The following is a 15,909-nucleotide window of genomic DNA, read 5'->3' on the forward strand; positions in this document are numbered from 1 at the left end:
ACCCACAAACGCGACCCTCTCAACGGAGGGTCACGGGCGCGGCGCGGAAAGCCGGAACGGCGTCATTCCCAGGACCGATATCAAGCCAAGACTGACCGGGCGCCGACTGTCACAGCCGACACCTCGCCCGTCTGTCGTTCGTCCGTCGTTCACCGGTATGGCAATCCGCACTGCGCGGAGTAACTCCTCACTGCCGTCGAGGTTATGCGTCGAACAGGTCACGAGCAAGCAAACGCGTTATCAAGCGTGTCTTACGAGTCATCATGCTGGATCTTCGTAAGATCGATGATCACATACTTGCCTTTCAACTCATATGCCACCAGACGCCCTTGGTGTCCCGTTGGTAGTGATGTCGTCCCGGGTGCCCGGCCCGAGATCCGCTCGCTTGCCGGTGCACCAGGCCTTCCAGGCCCCGCCAGGTCGTCCAGGGCCTTTCAGGAGCCGGCCGTCCGGTCGGCGAGCACACCGCCACCCACCCCCGACCACCAGAAGCCTCAAGGGCTCCTGAACCCACATCCGCCGCCCCCGAGAGCGCCACAACCCCAGAGAGCTTGCCTGACACGACGACCTGCCCAGAGGGCTCGCCCGACACCACGACCTGCTAGAAAGATCGCCCGGCGCCCCGCACAGCTCCGAAATGGCACGCACGGAGGACCTGCATCAACGTGCCTGCCTCCCGTACGCGAACGACGCAGGCACCGGGGTAGAGACGCGCAGCACAGACACTCACCCTCAGGAGCAGAGCCGCATCAGGCCGGACTGGGTCATGGGTAGTCGTCCTCGACCTCGATGCCCTCCTGCTCCAGCGCCTCCCGGACCACGCGGAAGGCCAGGCCGGGGGCGTACCCCTTTCTGGCGAGCATGCCCGCAAGGCGACGGGTGCGGGCCTTGGCGTCGAGGGAACGGGTGGAGCGGAGTTTTCGCTCCACGAGCCGCCGGGCCGTTTCGAGCTCCTGGTCAGGGTCGAGGCGCTCAACGGCCTCATTGACCGTCTCGGAGTCGACGCCACGGTGGCGGAGCTCGGCGGCGAGGGCACGCTTGGCCAGGCCCCGGCCGTGGTGCCGGGAGTCGACCCAGGCTTCCGCGAACGCCTCATCGTTGATGAGACCGAGCTCGGAGAACCGGTCGAGCACTTTCTCCGCCGCCTCGTCCGGCACGTCCCGTTTACGGAGGGCCTCGGCCAACTGAGCCCGGGTCTTGGGCGCCATGGTGAGCAGGCGGAGAACGATCCCCCGCGCCACCGACTCGGGATTGGCGTGCGGGGTGGTGCCTGCAGATGAATCGGGATCCGGCCCATCAGGCAGCCACCCGCTTCCCGCCCCACTCGCAGCACGCCGCCCCTTACCCGCTCGGCCGCCCCCGCCCTGCCGACCACGGCCTCGGCCACCGGCAGACCGGCGCCCCTTACCGGTCCCCCCTTCCTTCGGCCACCCACCGTCAGATGACTCGCCACCGCCCCCAAAACCATCGGGCCGGTCACCACCTGCGAACCCACCACCCGACGCGTCTCCCACAGGTCCACCGCCGTACGGGACACCACCCGCAGAACCTGCCTCGTACGGCTCACCGCTCACCAGGCCGGCACCGTAGGAATCATCGCCGGTCAGGGCAGCCGAGTCGTCTCGGTCACCACTAACAAAACCGGACCAGTCGTGCCGTTCGCCAAAGCCACCATCCGACCGGCCGACACCCGCCTGACCAGCGCCGTACTGGCCACCACCTACAGGACCCCCGCCGTACGACTCACCGCCCGAAAGACCCGCGTCGTACGGATCATCGCCCGATGAACCCGCGCCGTGCGACTCACCACCCGGAGGAACTGCGTCGTGCGGCTCACCGCCCGCAGGTCGACCACTGGAACCGTTGCCCGTTGTGTGGCCGGATCTCGGTCGGCGGTCCGCAGGCGATTCGTCTACTGGCCTGTCGGGCTCGGTGGCCAGTAGAGGTTGTCGATCTGCGGGAGCCGGTGGCGCGTGGTCCGGGGAAGCCGTCTCAGGGTCGGCAGACCAAGGAGTCGACTGCGTGGCGGAAGGCGTATCGGGCGGTTGTGAGTCGTCCGATGGTGGGCGACGGAGTGCGCGCAATTCGCTGAGAGAAGGCCACCCATTGCCGCCCGTGGGCTGCGATGCCGCAGATGATCGCGACGAGGTGCCTCTTGGCTGCATCCCAGAAGCACCCGCCCCGGAAAGACCCGGCTTAGGAAGACCCATCCCGCCCGACCCGTCTGGTCCGGAGTCGGGGGTGACTCTTTCTGCCGCTTCCCCGGCGCGTTGGCCCTTTCGGCGGGAGCGGCGGCGGGGGGAAGGGGGGACGTCTGGCCAGGCGCCCCAGTCTCGGGAGGGAGGCGCCTGGTCCGGGTCCGTGTCACTCATACGGCGACCGATCAGACGTCACCGGGCTTCGGGGTGGACTTCGCGGCTCGGGCGGCGGGGGCCGGGGCGGCGGGAGCGGCGGCGGCCGCCGGGGCCTCGGCCGGCACGTCGAGGCGGGGGCCGACGCCCAGCTTGTCCTTGATCTTCTTCTCGATCTCGTTGGCCATGTCGGGGTGGCTCTTCAGGAAGTTACGGGCGTTTTCCTTGCCCTGGCCGAGCTGGTCGCCCTCGTAGGTGTACCAGGCTCCGGACTTGCGGACGAAGCCGTGCTCGACGCCCATGTCGATGAGGCCGCCCTCGCGGGAGATGCCGATGCCGTAGAGGATGTCGAAGTCCGCGACGCGGAAGGGCGGGGCCATCTTGTTCTTGACGACCTTGACCCTGGTGCGGTTGCCGACCGCCTCGGTGCCGTCCTTGAGGGTCTCGATGCGGCGGATGTCCAGGCGGACCGAGGCGTAGAACTTGAGCGCCTTGCCACCCGTCGTGGTCTCGGGAGACCCGAACATGACGCCGATCTTCTCGCGGAGCTGGTTGATGAAGATGGCGGTGGTGCCGGTGTTGCTGAGGGCGCCGGCGATCTTGCGCAGTGCCTGGGACATCAGGCGGGCCTGGAGGCCGACGTGGCTGTCGCCCATCTCGCCCTCGATCTCGGCCTTGGGCACCAGAGCGGCCACCGAGTCGATGACGATGATGTCGACGGCGCCGGACCGGATCAGCATGTCGGCGATCTCCAGCGCCTGCTCACCCGTGTCGGGCTGGGAGACGAGCAGCGCGTCGGTGTCGACGCCGAGCTTCTTGGCGTATTCGGGGTCGAGGGCGTGCTCGGCGTCGATGAAGGCCGCGATGCCGCCCGCCCGCTGAGCATTGGCCACTGCATGCAGGGCGACCGTGGTCTTACCCGAGGACTCGGGGCCATAGACCTCCACGATCCTGCCACGCGGCAGGCCGCCGATGCCGAGCGCCACGTCCAGGGAGATCGACCCGGTCGGGGTGACTTCGATGGGGGCGCGGGCTTCATCGCCCAGGCGCATCACAGACCCCTTGCCGAACTGCCGCTCGATCTGAGCTAGAGCCGTTTCGAGGGCCTTCTCGCGGTCGTTGATTGCCATGGGAAACTCCCCCTGGAGAGTTGTGGTCCGAACAGTCGAGTGAAAGCTACGGCCTGCCACCGACATTTTCTGGCGAAGCCACGGGCCCATCTTAGCCGAACGGCTGTTCGATCACACCCTGAACACGCGTACCACGGTGGCCCCGGCCACGCTCCTGGCCCCGTACTTTCACCCGTGTTGTGCCGTACGTGTTGTCATGCTCCGTGAGCTGGGGAGACTCACAGGGACAGCGGGAGGTAGCACGTGAGGAGCGCGTACACCGGGGAGCGGCGCGGCCATCTGGAGGCGCTCGCCGAGGTGCTGCCCGGCCACGGGCTGGTGAGCCGCATGGTCGGCGACGAACACGCGGTGCTGTGGGTGTGGCAGCCGCAGAGCGGCCGGCAGACGCTCGTCTTCGCGACCCCGGCGCACCGCGGCTGGTTGTTCCTGTGGTCGCCCGGCGGTCAGTGCCGCGCCGACGATCCGGAGCGGGCGGCCCGGGCGCTGAAGGAGGCGCTGGAGTCAGCGGAGCCGGGGTGAGACCTCCTCCACCTGGCAGACCGCCCGCCAGACGGACTTGGCGCTCTCGCCGTCGGCGAGGGCTTGGGTGACGGTGCGACCGCCGAGTGGGGCGAGCACGTAGTCGCGCGCCCAGGACTCGGCGTACGGGTCACCGAAGTGCTCGCGCATACGTCTCCAGAATTCGGTCAGGCGCATGTCACAAGTATGGAAGGTGTCAGGGGATGGGTAGGACCACCCCATGGCAAAGACCCCCAAGTCCTCACCCCCGAAGTCGACCCTGGCCAAGGCGAACAAGGCCCGCCGCCGCCGATTGCGATTAGCGCGGCGAACGGCGATCCAGCAGGAGAAGGGCGAGCGTTCCGAGAGGCACGCCGGCATCAGGCAGGAGCCCCGCGAGGGCACGCCGCGCAGGCGCAAGGCGTCGCGGCGGTAGGTCACAGCACGCGAGCGCCGTACATCTCCCCGAGGTGGTCGGCGAGCAGCTCCAGCCGGGCGCCGTCGGGGTCCTTGAAGTAGATGGAGGCGCCGCTCTCGACCTGGTGCGGCACGCCGGCCATCTCCAGCTTGCCGCGCAGCCGCTCCCAGGTGGCGGGGTCGACGGAGATCGCGATGTGGTGCAGTCCGCCGAGCACTTCCTGGTACGGGCCCAGGTCGAGGCCGGGGAAGTCGAAGAAGGCCAGCAGGTTGCCGTTGCCGACGTCGAAGAAGAAGTGGCTGGAGCCCTTGTAGTCGCGGTTCTCGAAGATCTCCGTCAGCGGGAACTCCAGCAGTTCCTGGTAGAACTTGACGGTGCGTTCGACGTCGGACGAGACCAGGGCCATGTGGTGCAGGCCCCGCGCGCTGCTCGGCGGTCGGTGCGCTAACACGTACCGGTCTCTGATCTCCTCGCGGCGAGCCTCGATGGCTGCGTGGTCGATGGTCACTGTCGGTGTATGTCCGCCGATGCCGCCGCTCAATCACCCGGGCTCGTGACAATGCGTTTTCTGTCGGTGCGACGAGGCAGTATGGGCGCGTGAGCTCGCTCGACCACTTCAGCCAGGTGACCAGGCAATGGTTCGCCGGGGCCTTCGCCGCGCCGACCGCCGCCCAGGAGGGCGCGTGGGAGTCGATCGCGCGCGGCGACAGCACTCTCGTGGTGGCGCCGACGGGCTCGGGCAAGACGCTGGCGGCCTTCCTCTGGTCGCTCGACAGGCTGGCCGCCGAGCCCACCGAGCAGCCGGGCACCAAGGTGGTCTATGTCTCGCCGCTGAAGGCGCTGGCGGTGGACGTGGAGCGCAATCTGCGCGCGCCGCTGGCCGGGCTCAAGCAGACGGCGCGGCGGCTGGGGCTGCCGGTGCCGGAGATCTCGGTGGCGATCCGGTCCGGGGACACGCCCGCCCAGGATCGCCGGCGGTTCGCCGCCCGGCCGTCCGACATCCTCATCACGACACCGGAGTCGCTGTTCCTGCTGCTGACCAGCCAGGCGCGGGAGGCGCTGCGCGGGGTGCAGACGGTGATCGTGGACGAGGTGCACGCGGTGGCGGCGACCAAGCGCGGCGCCCATCTGGCCCTGACTCTGGAGCGGCTGGACGCCCTGCTGCAGCGGCCCGCGCAGCGCATCGGGCTGTCGGCGACCGTGCGGCCGGTCAGCGAGGTGGCGACCTTCCTCGGCGGCGCGCGCCCGGCGGCCGTGGTGCAGCCGCCGTCGGACAAGCGCATCGAGGTCGAGGTGGTCGTCCCGGTCGAGGACATGACCGAGATGGAGGCCCGGCCGAGGGAGGCGGGCGCCGACGACTTCGCGCCCGACCCGGCCAACCGGTCGATCTGGCCGCATGTGGAGGAGCGGCTGTTCGATCTGATCGAGGCGCACAGCTCGACGATCGTGTTCGCCAACTCGCGGCGGCTCGCCGAGCGGCTCTGCACCAGGCTCAACGAGCTGGCCTACGACCGTCGGCAGGGCACCGAGGCGGTGGACCTGTCGATCTGGGAGACGCCGGCCGACGGCGCGTCCGGCATGCCCGCGCAGGTGATGGCGCAGGCGGGGGCGAGCAAGGGCGCGCCGACGGAGATCGTACGCGCTCATCACGGCTCGGTGTCCAAGCAGGAGCGGGCTCAGATCGAGGAGGCGCTCAAGTCGGGCCGGCTGCCCGCCGTGGTCGCCACGTCCAGCCTGGAGCTGGGCATCGACATGGGCGCGGTGGACCTGGTCGCCTGTGTGGAGGCGCCGCCGAGCGTGGCGAGCGGGCTGCAGCGTATCGGCCGGGCGGGCCACCAGGTGGGCGCGGTGTCCAAGGGCGTGATCTTCCCTAAATACCGTGGCGACCTGGTGCAGACGGCCGTGGTGGCCGAGCGGATGAAGAGCGGCCTGATCGAGGAGCTGCGCTATCCGCGTAACCCGCTCGACGTGCTGGCCCAGCAGATCGTGGCGATGACCGCGCTGGAGGAGTGGACGGTCGACGAGCTGGAGACCGTGGTCAAGCGCGCCGCCCCCTACGCCACGCTGCCGAGGAGCGCGCTGGAGGCGACGCTCGACATGCTGGCCGGCCGCTATCCCAGCGAGGAGTTCGCGGAGCTGCGGCCGCGCGTGGTGTGGGACCGGGTGACGGGCACGCTGCGGGGGCGGCCGGGCGCGCAGCGGCTGGCGGTGACCAACGGCGGCACGATCCCCGACCGGGGGCTGTTCGGGGTGTTCCTGGTCGGTGAGAAGGCCTCCCGGGTCGGCGAGCTCGACGAGGAGATGGTCTACGAGTCCCGCGTCGGCGACGTGTTCGTCCTGGGCGCGACGTCATGGCGGATCGAGGACATCACGGCCGACCGGGTGCTGGTCTCCCCCGCGCCCGGCCAGCCGGGCAAGCTGCCGTTCTGGCACGGTGACACGGCGGGCCGGCCCGCCGAGCTGGGCGCGGCCATCGGCGCCTTCCTGCGCGAGCAGGCCAAGCAGGAGTCCACCGAGCGGCTGCGCGAGGCCGGCCTCGACTCCTACGCCGCCGACAACCTGGTGGCCTACCTCCGCGAGCAGCGCGAGGCGACCGGCTACGTGCCCGACGACCGGACCCTGCTGGTGGAGCGGTTCCATGACGAGCTGGGCGACTGGCGGGTCGTCATCCACTCCCCCTACGGCGCGCGGGTGCACGCGCCCTGGGCGCTGGCGATCAACCGGCGGCTGCGCGAGCGCTACGGCCTGGACGTGCAGGCCGTCCACTCCGACGACGGCATCGTGCTGCGCATCCCGGACACGCTCGCCGAGCCGCCCACCGACGTGGCCGCGTTCGACGCCGACGAGATCGAGCGGATCGTCACCGAGGAGCTGGGTGGCTCCGCGCTGTTCGCCTCCCGGTTCCGGGAGTGCGCGGGGCGGGCGCTGCTGCTGCCGCGCCGCACGCCGGGCCGGCGGAGCCCGCTGTGGCAGCAGCGCCAGCGGGCCGCGCACCTACTCGGGGTGGCCTCGCAGTACGGTTCGTTCCCGATCGTGCTGGAGACGATGCGGGAGTGCCTGCAGGACGTCTTCGACGTGCCGGGGCTGGTGCGGCTGATGCGCGATCTGGCCGCGCGGCGGGTACGGCTGGTGGAGGTGGAGACGTCGCAGGCGTCGCCGTTCGCCGCGTCGTTGCTGTTCCACTACGTCGGCGCGTTCATGTACGAAGGCGACGCGCCGCTGGCCGAGCGGCGGGCGCAGGCGCTCGCCCTGGACACCACCCTGCTCGCCGAGCTCCTGGGCCAGGCCGACCTGCGCGAGCTGCTCGACCCCGACGTGATCGCCGACACCGAGCGGGAGCTGGCCAGGCTCGACCGGCCGCTGCGTGACCTGGAGGACCTGTCCGACCTGCTGCGCTCGCACGGGCCGCTGCAGGCGCCCGACGTGAGCGTGCGAGGTGGGGATCCGGCCTGGCTGGAAGAGCTGGAGCGGGCGCGCCGCGTGATCAGGGTACGGCTCGCGGGCGAGACGCAGTGGGCCGCGATCGAGGACTCGGCCAGGATGCGTGACGCGCTGGGGGTGCCGCTGCCGGTCGGGATCCCGCATGTCTTCCTCGAGCCGGTCGCCGACCCGCTGGCCGACCTGGTGGCCCGGCATGCCCGCACCCGTGGGCCGTTCCAGGCGGGCACGGCGGCGGCCAGGTTCGGCCTGGGCGTGGCCGTGGTGGGTGACGCGCTGCGCAGGCTGGCGGCCTCCGGGCGGGTGGTCAACGGCGAGTTCCGGCCCGGAGGGCGGGGCGAGGAGTGGTGCGACGCGGGCGTGCTGCGGATGCTGCGCCGCAGGTCGCTCGCCAGGCTGCGCAAGGAAGTCGAGCCGGTGGCGGCGGAGACGCTGGCGCTGTTCCTGCCCGCCTGGCATGGCGTCACCGGGTCCGGCGGAGGTGCGGGGGGCGGCGACGCACGCGTGTCTTCTTCCGGCGGCGGCGCGTACGCCGCACGGGCGATGGACGGGCTGGTGCGGGCGGTCGAGCTGCTCCAGGGGGCGGCGGTGCCCGCCTCGGCGTTGGAGACGCTGGTGCTGCCGTCGCGGGTGCCCGGCTACCATCCGGCCCTGCTCGATGAGCTGACCTCCTCCGGTGAGGTGATGTGGGCGGGGCAGGGGTCGTTGCCCGGCAGCGACGGGTGGGTGTCGCTCTACTTCGCCGACACCGCGCCGCTGCTGCTCCCGGAGCCGGCCGAGATCACCATGACGCCGGTGCACGATCAGGTGCTGGAGGCGCTCGGCGGCGGTGGGGCGTTGTTCTTCCGCGGGCTGTCCGACAGGCTCGGCCTGCTCGACGACCAGGCGCTGGCCACGGCGCTGTGGGATCTGGTGTGGGCCGGGCGGGTGTCCGGCGACACGCTGGCGCCGCTGCGCGCCACCCTCGGCTCCGGGCGGCCGGCGCAACGGCCTGCGACGAAGCGGCGGCGGGCGGTGCTGCCGAGCCGGAGCGGGCCGCCGACCGTGGGCGGGCGGTGGTGGCTGCTTCCGGAGGCCGCAGGAGACGTCACCCAGCGCGCCAACGCCCAGGCGGAGGTGCTGCTGGAGCGGCACGGGGTGGTGACGCGGGGGGCGGTGACGGCTGAGCGGCTGCCGGGCGGGTTCACGCCTGTTTACCAGGTGTTGCGGGCTTACGAGGAGAGCGGGCGGTGCCGCCGCGGCTACTTCGTCGAAGGTCTCGGCGGGGCCCAGTTCGCGCTGCCCGGGGCGGTCGACCGGATGCGCGCGATGGCGCCCAGCGTCGCCCCGACCGGCGGGATGCGCCTGGAAGGCTCCCCCTACGGGCTGCCATCCTCCGATACGTCCCCCTCCGGTACGACACCCTCGGACACAACACCCTTCGGCACGACACCCTCCGGCACAGCAACATCCGGCGCGACGACATCCGGCACGACGCCCTCCGGTACGGGTTCCTTTGCAGGGGCGCCCACCGATGTGGCGTTCACGAGCGCTGGGGGGCGGGTAGGCGCGGGCGGTCAGCGGGGTGCGGCTCGCAGGGCCGTGGTGCTGGCCGCCGCTGACCCTGCCAACCCGTACGGAGCCGCCCTGCCGTGGCCGCAGCATCCGGGCGAGGTCGGGCACAAGCCCGGACGTAAGGCGGGGGCGCTGGTCGTGCTGGTCGACGGCCATCTGGTGCTCTACGTGGAGCGCGGCGGCAAGACGCTGCTGTCGTTCGCCGACGGCGACCGGTTGCAGCCTGCCGTGGACGCGCTGGCGCTGGCTGTTCGCGATGGCGCCCTCGGGAAGCTGACGGTCGAGCGGGCCGACGGCGGCTCGATCGTGGACTCGCCGCTGGCGGCGGCGCTGGAGTCGGCCGGTTTCCATCCGACCCCCCGGGGCCTGCGGCTGCGCGCCTGACCCGAAGATCGTCAAGGCCCACGCAACGAAAGGACGCCCAAGGGCTTCCCAAAATTTGAACGGCTATTTAAAGTTTTGAACGTGCCGCCAGAAAGCCGTACGTTCATCGAAGAAGCGCGTCGCGCCCAGATCATCCAGTGCGCCATCGACGTCCTCGCCACCGAGGGCTACGCCCGGGCCTCCATGGCCAGGATCGCCAGGCAGGCGAAGATCAGCACCGGCGTGATCTCGTACCACTTCGGCGGCAAGCGGCAGCTGCTGGAGGCGGTGATCGGCGAGGTGGCCAGGATGGCCACCGAGATGATGGTGCCGCGCATCCTCACCCAGCCCACCGCGACCGAGGGACTGCGCGCCTACTTCGAGAGCAACCTGGAGTTCATGCGCGTCCACCGCAGGCCGCTGCTGGCCATGGTGGAGATCATCACCTACACCCGCGACGGCGGCGGCCCAGGTCCGTACGCGCAGCAGCACGACACCGCCATCAACGACGTCATACGGCTCCTGGAGTGGGGCCACCGGACGGGAGAGTTCCGCGACTTCGATCCGCGCAGCATGGCGATCGCCATGCGCGGCGTGGTGGACGCGGTGCCCGCTCGCCTCATCCAGGACCCGGAACTGGATCTCGACCTGCTCGCCCGGGAGTTCGTCGCCCTTTTCACCCTCGCCACCAGGAGGCAGCCATGACCGCGGCACTGGACATCGCCGGTTTAGCGAAGACGTTCGACGAGCACGTCGCCGTCGACCATGTGGATCTGACGGTCCCCCAGGGATCGTTCTACGGTCTGGTCGGTCAGAACGGGGCCGGTAAGACCACCACCCTGTCCATGGCGGTCGGGCTGCTCAGGCCCGACAGCGGCACGGCGCGGATCTTCGGTGCGGACGTGTGGGCGGATCCGGCCGCCGCCAAGGGGCTCGTCGGGGTGCTCCCGGACGGGATGGCCATGCCGGAGCGGCTGACGGGGCGGGAGGTGCTCACCTATCTGGGGCTGCTGCGCGGGCTGAGCAAGGACCTGGTCGCCGCGCGCGCCGAGGAGTTGCTGTCGGTGCTGGAGCTCGACGGGGCGGAGAAGACGCTCGTCATCGAGTACTCGACGGGCATGCGCAAGAAGATCGGCCTGGCCACGGCGCTGCTGCACGCGCCGCGGCTGCTGGTGCTGGACGAGCCGTTCGAGGCGGTGGATCCGGTGTCGGCGGCGACGATCAAGACGATTCTGCGCGGGTTCGTGGCCGGCGGCGGCTCGATCGTGCTCTCCAGCCATGTGATGGCGCTGGTGGAGCAGCTCTGCGACCACGTGGCGGTGATCGACAAGGGCCGGGTGGCGGCCGCGGGGACGCTGGGCGAGGTGCGCGGGGACGCGACGCTCGAGGATCGGTTCGTGGACCTGGTCGGCTCGGTGTCCACCGGTACCAGGGGGCTGTCGTGGCTGTAGCGGTGACCATGGTGCGGATGAAGGTGGCGATCCTGCGCCACTCGATGACCGGCCAGCGTGGCGGGATGGTGGCGACCGCGGGGACGCTCGGGGTGGTGCTCGCCGCGGGCACGATCTATCTGGCGACGCTGGACGGCGACTGGCTCGCCGCCGGGTACGCCGTGTGGATGCTCGGCTGGATCATCGGCCCGGTCTTCTCGGGCGGCGGTGACGAGACGCTGCGGCCGGAGTACTTCGCGCCGCTCGGGCTGTCGCTGCATCGGCTGGCGGCGGGCCTGCTGGTGTCGGCGTTCGTCGGGGTGGCGCCGGCGATCAGCCTGCTGGCCCTGTCCGGCCTGACCGTGCTCGGCGTACGGCAGGGCGGCCTGGCGGCGCTGGTCGCGCTGCCGGCCATGGTGTTGCAGCTGGCCGTGTTCGTGCTGCTGTCGAAGGTGGCCGTGGCGGTGCTCGGCATCGCGCTGCGCTCCCGGGTGGGGGCGATCGGCGCCGGGTTGATCAACGGTGCCGTCATGGCCTTCCTGGGGCAGGGCTGGGTGTTCGCCTTCGCCTTCGGGCAGGGCGGGCAGATCCCGTCGGTCGTGCGTTACCTGCCCTCCGGCTGGGGGGTGCTCGCCGTACAGGGTGACTACGCGGCGCTCGCCGCGATGGTGGTGCTGATCGCGCTGCTGCTGGGCGCGTGGGCGGCGCTGCTGAGTAGGAGGGCGGGGACGAGCCGCCCGTCCGCGCGGGGGCGCAGGCCGATGCGGGCCGCGTCGGCGCGGGAGGCCGTCCTGGCCAAAGAGCTGCGCACGTGGACACGCGATCTGGTGCGCACGCACCAGCTCACGTTCGCGCTGGCCTACGGCGTGTTCTTCGCGGCCGCGCCGCTGGTGCTCGGCTGGACCGGGATGCTGCCGTGGGCAGGGCCGATCTTCATCGTGATGGCCGCCTCGATGACCTCGAACCTCTATGGGCTCGACGGCACCGCGCACTGGCTGACGCTGATGACGCCGGGCGCCTCTGACGTGCGCGGCAGGCAGCTCGCCTGGCTGGTGACCGTGGCGCCGGTGGCGGTGGTGCTGGCGGTGACGTTCACCGCGGTCAACGGCGGACCGTGGCCGATGATCATCGCGGTCACGGCCGCGCTGCTCGGCGGAGGCGCCGGGATGGTGCCGTTGATCTCGGTGTACGCGCTGGTTCCGGGGATCGATCCGCAGCGGCGCGGCGGCAACCCGTTGCGGACGAGCGAGGACGACGGCGCTCTCACCGGTCTGGCGTACCTGATGATGGTGCTGGTGGCGGCCACCGCGGTGCCCGCCGGCGTGGTGGCGGCGCTGTTCGGCTGGCCGGGGGTGGCGGTCGGGGTGCTGACCGGGGCGCTGTGCTTCTGGGGTCTGGGGGTACGCACCGAGCGGAGGCTGGCGGCGCGCGGGCCCGAGCTGCTCGACATGATGCGCACCGGCCGCCGACCGGCCGCCTCCAGCATGACGTTCAAGCTGCCGGAGATGCCGAAGACCGCGCGCATCGTCACGATGACGTGCTGGACGCTGGGCGCGATCCCGCTGTTCCCGCAGGGCATCCTGGCGGCGGTCTTCCTGACCAACGGGCAGCTGGAGCATTCGTGGTTCCTGGCCACCTACATGTCGCCGGGGCTGCGCTGGCCGACGGCCGTCTTCATGATTCTGCTGGGGCTGACGATGTACGGGCTGGGGCTGTGGATCCCCGCAAGGTATAGGAAGGTCGCATGACTTCCTCCCGGAATGTGTTCACGACCAGGCCTGAGCTGTCAGGCGACTTCGGCATGGTGGCCAGCACCCACTGGCTGGCCTCCGCCACCGGCATGAGCGTGCTGGAGCGTGGCGGCAACGCCTTCGACGCGGCGGTGGCCGCCGGATTCGTCCTTCAGGTGGCCGAGCCACACCTGAACGGCCCCGGCGGCGAGGTGCCGATCCTGCTGTGGAGCGAGGCCGACCAGCGGGTGTCCACCGTGTGCGGGCAGGGCGTCGCCCCGGCCGCCGCGACCATCGAGCGCTTCACCGAGCTCGGGCTGGACATGGTGCCCGGCACCGGGCCGCTCGCGGCGACCGTGCCCGGCGCGTTCGGCGGCTGGATGCTCATGCTGGAGCGGTGGGGCACCTGGTCGCTCGCCGACGTGCTGGCGCCCGCCATCCATTACGCCGAGCGGGGCGTGCCGGTCCTGGAGCGGATCGCGGCCACGATCGAGTCGGTCGAGCGGCTCTTCACCGACGACTGGACCACCTCCGCGGCCATCTGGCTGCCGGGCGGCAAGGTGCCGGAGCCGGGCGCCAAGCTGGCCAACCCGGCGCTGGCCGCCACCTACCGTCGGCTGGTCGCCGAGGCGGAAGCCGCGTCGAGCACCCGTGCGGGGCAGCTCGAAGCCGCCCGCCGGGCCTGGTACGAAGGCTTCGTGGCCGAGGCCGTGGCCGGTTTCTGCGCCGGCAAGGCCTGGCTGGACAGCTCGGGCCGCAGGCACGGGGGGCTGCTCACCGGTGACGACCTGGCGCGCTGGTCGGCGTCGGTGGAGGAGCCGGTCAGCTTCGACTACCACGGGCACACGGTGTGCAAGACGGGGCCGTGGGGTCAGGGGCCGGTGTTCCTGCAGCAGCTGGCGTTGCTGTCCGGGTTCGACCTGGACGGCATGGGCCTGCTCGGCGCCGACTACGTGCACACGGTGACCGAGGCCGCCAAGCTGGCCTTCGCCGACCGGGAGGCCTGGTACGGCGACGCGGACGTGCCGATGGACGACCTGCTGAGCGAGCCGTACAACGCCGCCCGGCGGGCGCTCGTCACGGACGCCGCGAGCCTGGAGCTGCGGCCCGGATCCCCTGGTGGGCGGTCGCCTCGCCTGCCGGTGTTCCCCGGCGGCTCGATGGCAGCTGTCTCGGGCGTCGGGGAGCCCACAGTGAGCAGACCGGTGGGTAGGCCTGTTCCCGGCGAGCAGGTGGTGGCCGCGGACGGCAGTGTGCGCGGCGACACCTGTCATCTGGACGTGGTCGACCGGCACGGCAACATGGTCTCCGCCACGCCCAGCGGCGGCTGGCTGCAGAGCTCCCCCACCATCCCCGAGCTGGGCTTCTGCCTGGGCACCAGGGCGCAGATGTTCTGGCTGCAGGAGGGGCTGCCCGCCTCACTGCGGCCCGGCACGCGCCCGCGCACCACCCTGTCGCCTTCGTTCGCGCTGCGTGACGGCAGGCCGTGGCTGGCGTTCGGCACGCCGGGCGGCGACCAGCAGGACCAGTGGAGCCTGAACTTCTTCCTGGCCCTGGTGCACGGCGGGCTGAACCTGCAGGAGGCCATCGACGCGCCGATGTTCCACTCCGAGCACTTCCCCAGCTCGTTCTTCCCGCGCGGCTCCCGGCCGGGCGTCCTGCAGGTGGAGGACCGGCTGGACCCGGCCGTGCTCGCCGAGCTGCGGCGGCGGGGGCACGAGGTGGAGTCGCAGGGGTCGTGGACGCTCGGCAGGCTCAGCGCGGTCGCCCGTGACGGCGACTTCCTGAAGGCCGCCGCCAACCCGCGCGGCGTGCAGGGTTACGCGGCGGGCCGCTGACCCCTGATCGGCTCAGGCGACGGTGGCCTCGATGAGGTCGTCGACCACCGCCGCCAGGTGGCCGGATCGGGCGAGGACCCGTCGCTGGCGGGCGGCGCCCGACCCCTGCCTGAGCAGCCGGTCCAGCCCTTCCTCGACGAACGGCAGGTCACCGGACTGCTCCATGGCCTGCCGTACGTGCTCCAGCAGGCGGCGGGCCATCACGGGGGCGGGCACCAGCGCGCCGTGCCGTACGTCCAGGCTGTCGCCCGTCAGCCCGTCGCGGGCGGCGCGCCAGTAGGCGGCGCGCAGCACCTCCGACGGGATGGGCAGCCCCCGGTCGCCGCGCGCCACGTCGGCCAGGGCCGTGACGACCAGGCCGCGGACCAGCCCGATGATGGTGAGGCTGTCGCTGACGTCGAGCGGCACGTCGGCCACCCGCACTTCGACGGTGGGCAGTTTGGGCGACGGGCGGGTGTCCCAGAAGACCGTCTTGGGGTCCATCAGGGCGCCCGACTCCGCCAGCGCGCGCAGCGCGAGCTCGTAGTCGGCGAAGGTCGGGAAGTACGGCGGCGCGCCGGAGACGGGCCAGCGGCCCCAGCTGATCACCCGCCAGGAGGCGTAGCCGGTGTCGCGGCCGACGAAGAACGGTGAGTTCGCGGCCAGGGCGATCAGCGTGGGCAGCCACGGGCGCAGGTGGTTGCCGACGTAGACGGCGACCTCCTCGTCGGGCACGTCCACGTGCACGTGCAGGGCGCAGATGCTGATCTCGTCCTGCAGCGCCCGGTAGAGCACGCGGCCCTGCTCGTAGCGGGCGTCGTCACTGAGCGGCGGCGGCATGACGTTGCCAAGCACGGGGATGCCGCTGGCGACGACGGCCAGCCCGCAGGAGCGGGCCGCGACCGCCACCTCCTTGCGCGCGGCGCGTAACTGCGTCCCGAGCTCGGTGAGGTCAGCGGACGGCGCTGTCCTGGCCTCCACCTGGAAACGGGTGATCTCGTGAGCCACGTCCAGCACGTCCGTCGCGGCGTCCAGCACCTCGGCGGCACGGGGGGTGACGTGGCGGGTGCGGGGATCGACGACGAGGTACTCCTCTTCGATCCCGATCAACGGAACCATGCCCACACCTCGCAGGGAAGTCCAGGAGCCTCCGTACCGTTTGTGCCCCTTGTCCGCCCTC

General features: G+C 71.3%; 13 protein-coding genes. 8 read left to right on the top strand and 5 right to left on the bottom strand.

Annotated elements, in window-relative coordinates:
* Positions 1-764: 764 nt before the first annotated feature.
* On the bottom strand, positions 765-1,574 hold the full coding sequence (gene recX / locus ACTMTF_RS10705; RefSeq protein WP_441110453.1) for a recombination regulator RecX: 810 nt from the start codon (positions 1,572-1,574) through the stop codon (positions 765-767).
* A 78-nt stretch (positions 1,575-1,652) separates the two neighbouring features.
* Between recX and ACTMTF_RS10710 the strand changes: the two genes are divergently transcribed.
* Positions 1,653-1,787: a hypothetical protein gene (locus ACTMTF_RS10710; RefSeq protein ID WP_441110454.1), complete on the top strand. Its 135-nt coding sequence runs from the start codon at positions 1,653-1,655 to the stop codon at positions 1,785-1,787.
* Between the two features lie 596 nt (positions 1,788-2,383).
* On the opposite strand, the gene recA is transcribed toward ACTMTF_RS10710, so the two are convergent.
* The gene (gene recA, locus ACTMTF_RS10715) at positions 2,384-3,481 is read right to left on the bottom strand and encodes a recombinase RecA (protein ID WP_441110455.1); all 1,098 of its coding nucleotides are present in this window, start codon (positions 3,479-3,481) and stop codon (positions 2,384-2,386) included.
* Between the two features lie 243 nt (positions 3,482-3,724).
* Here recA and ACTMTF_RS10720 point away from each other — a divergent pair, with 243 nt between their 5' ends.
* Positions 3,725-4,000 (top strand): hypothetical protein, encoded by a 276-nt coding sequence (locus ACTMTF_RS10720; protein ID WP_397009262.1) that lies wholly within the window; start codon positions 3,725-3,727, stop codon positions 3,998-4,000.
* On the opposite strand, the gene ACTMTF_RS10725 is transcribed toward ACTMTF_RS10720, so the two are convergent.
* A complete protein-coding gene (locus ACTMTF_RS10725) occupies positions 3,983-4,177 on the bottom strand; it encodes a DUF3046 domain-containing protein (RefSeq protein WP_189141664.1) in 195 nt (64 codons plus the stop codon). The genes ACTMTF_RS10720 and ACTMTF_RS10725 overlap by 18 nt on opposite strands.
* Positions 4,178-4,220: 43 nt before the next feature.
* Here ACTMTF_RS10725 and ACTMTF_RS10730 point away from each other — a divergent pair, with 43 nt between their 5' ends.
* Positions 4,221-4,415, top strand: a complete 195-nt coding sequence (locus tag ACTMTF_RS10730; protein WP_441110456.1) for a hypothetical protein — start codon at positions 4,221-4,223, stop codon at positions 4,413-4,415.
* 1 nt (position 4,416) lies between these two features.
* Here the strand turns inward: ACTMTF_RS10730 and ACTMTF_RS10735 are convergent, their stop codons facing one another.
* Positions 4,417-4,905, bottom strand: a complete 489-nt coding sequence (locus ACTMTF_RS10735) for a VOC family protein (protein WP_355041970.1) — start codon at positions 4,903-4,905, stop codon at positions 4,417-4,419.
* 89 nt (positions 4,906-4,994) lie between these two features.
* Here ACTMTF_RS10735 and ACTMTF_RS10740 point away from each other — a divergent pair, with 89 nt between their 5' ends.
* The 5 genes from ACTMTF_RS10740 (at position 4,995) to ACTMTF_RS10760 (ending at position 14,750) form a co-directional block, all read left to right on the top strand.
* On the top strand, positions 4,995-9,773 hold the full coding sequence (locus ACTMTF_RS10740) for an ATP-dependent helicase (protein ID WP_441110457.1): 4,779 nt from the start codon (positions 4,995-4,997) through the stop codon (positions 9,771-9,773).
* 81 nt (positions 9,774-9,854) lie between these two features.
* Positions 9,855-10,457 carry a TetR/AcrR family transcriptional regulator gene (locus ACTMTF_RS10745; protein WP_441110458.1) on the top strand — a complete coding sequence of 201 codons (603 nt, stop codon included), beginning with the start codon at positions 9,855-9,857 and terminating at the stop codon, positions 10,455-10,457.
* Positions 10,454-11,203 (top strand): ABC transporter ATP-binding protein, encoded by a 750-nt coding sequence (locus tag ACTMTF_RS10750; RefSeq protein WP_441110459.1) that lies wholly within the window; start codon positions 10,454-10,456, stop codon positions 11,201-11,203. Before ACTMTF_RS10745 ends, ACTMTF_RS10750 begins: the two co-directional genes overlap by 4 nt.
* Positions 11,194-12,930, top strand: coding sequence for a hypothetical protein (locus ACTMTF_RS10755; RefSeq protein ID WP_441110460.1), 1,737 nt, complete (start codon positions 11,194-11,196; stop codon positions 12,928-12,930). Before ACTMTF_RS10750 ends, ACTMTF_RS10755 begins: the two co-directional genes overlap by 10 nt.
* Complete coding sequence (locus tag ACTMTF_RS10760) at positions 12,927-14,750, top strand: gamma-glutamyltransferase family protein (RefSeq protein WP_441110461.1); 1,824 nt, start codon at positions 12,927-12,929, stop codon at positions 14,748-14,750. Before ACTMTF_RS10755 ends, ACTMTF_RS10760 begins: the two co-directional genes overlap by 4 nt.
* A 12-nt stretch (positions 14,751-14,762) precedes the next feature.
* Here ACTMTF_RS10760 and ACTMTF_RS10765 read toward each other — a convergent pair whose 3' ends face one another.
* Complete coding sequence (locus ACTMTF_RS10765; RefSeq protein ID WP_441110462.1) at positions 14,763-15,848, bottom strand: carboxylate-amine ligase; 1,086 nt, start codon at positions 15,846-15,848, stop codon at positions 14,763-14,765.
* Between the last annotated feature and the right edge of the window lie 61 nt (positions 15,849-15,909).

Origin of the sequence: Nonomuraea sp. ZG12 (assembly GCF_052068115.1) — a bacterium.
Classification (GTDB): Bacteria; Actinomycetota; Actinomycetes; order Streptosporangiales; family Streptosporangiaceae; genus Nonomuraea.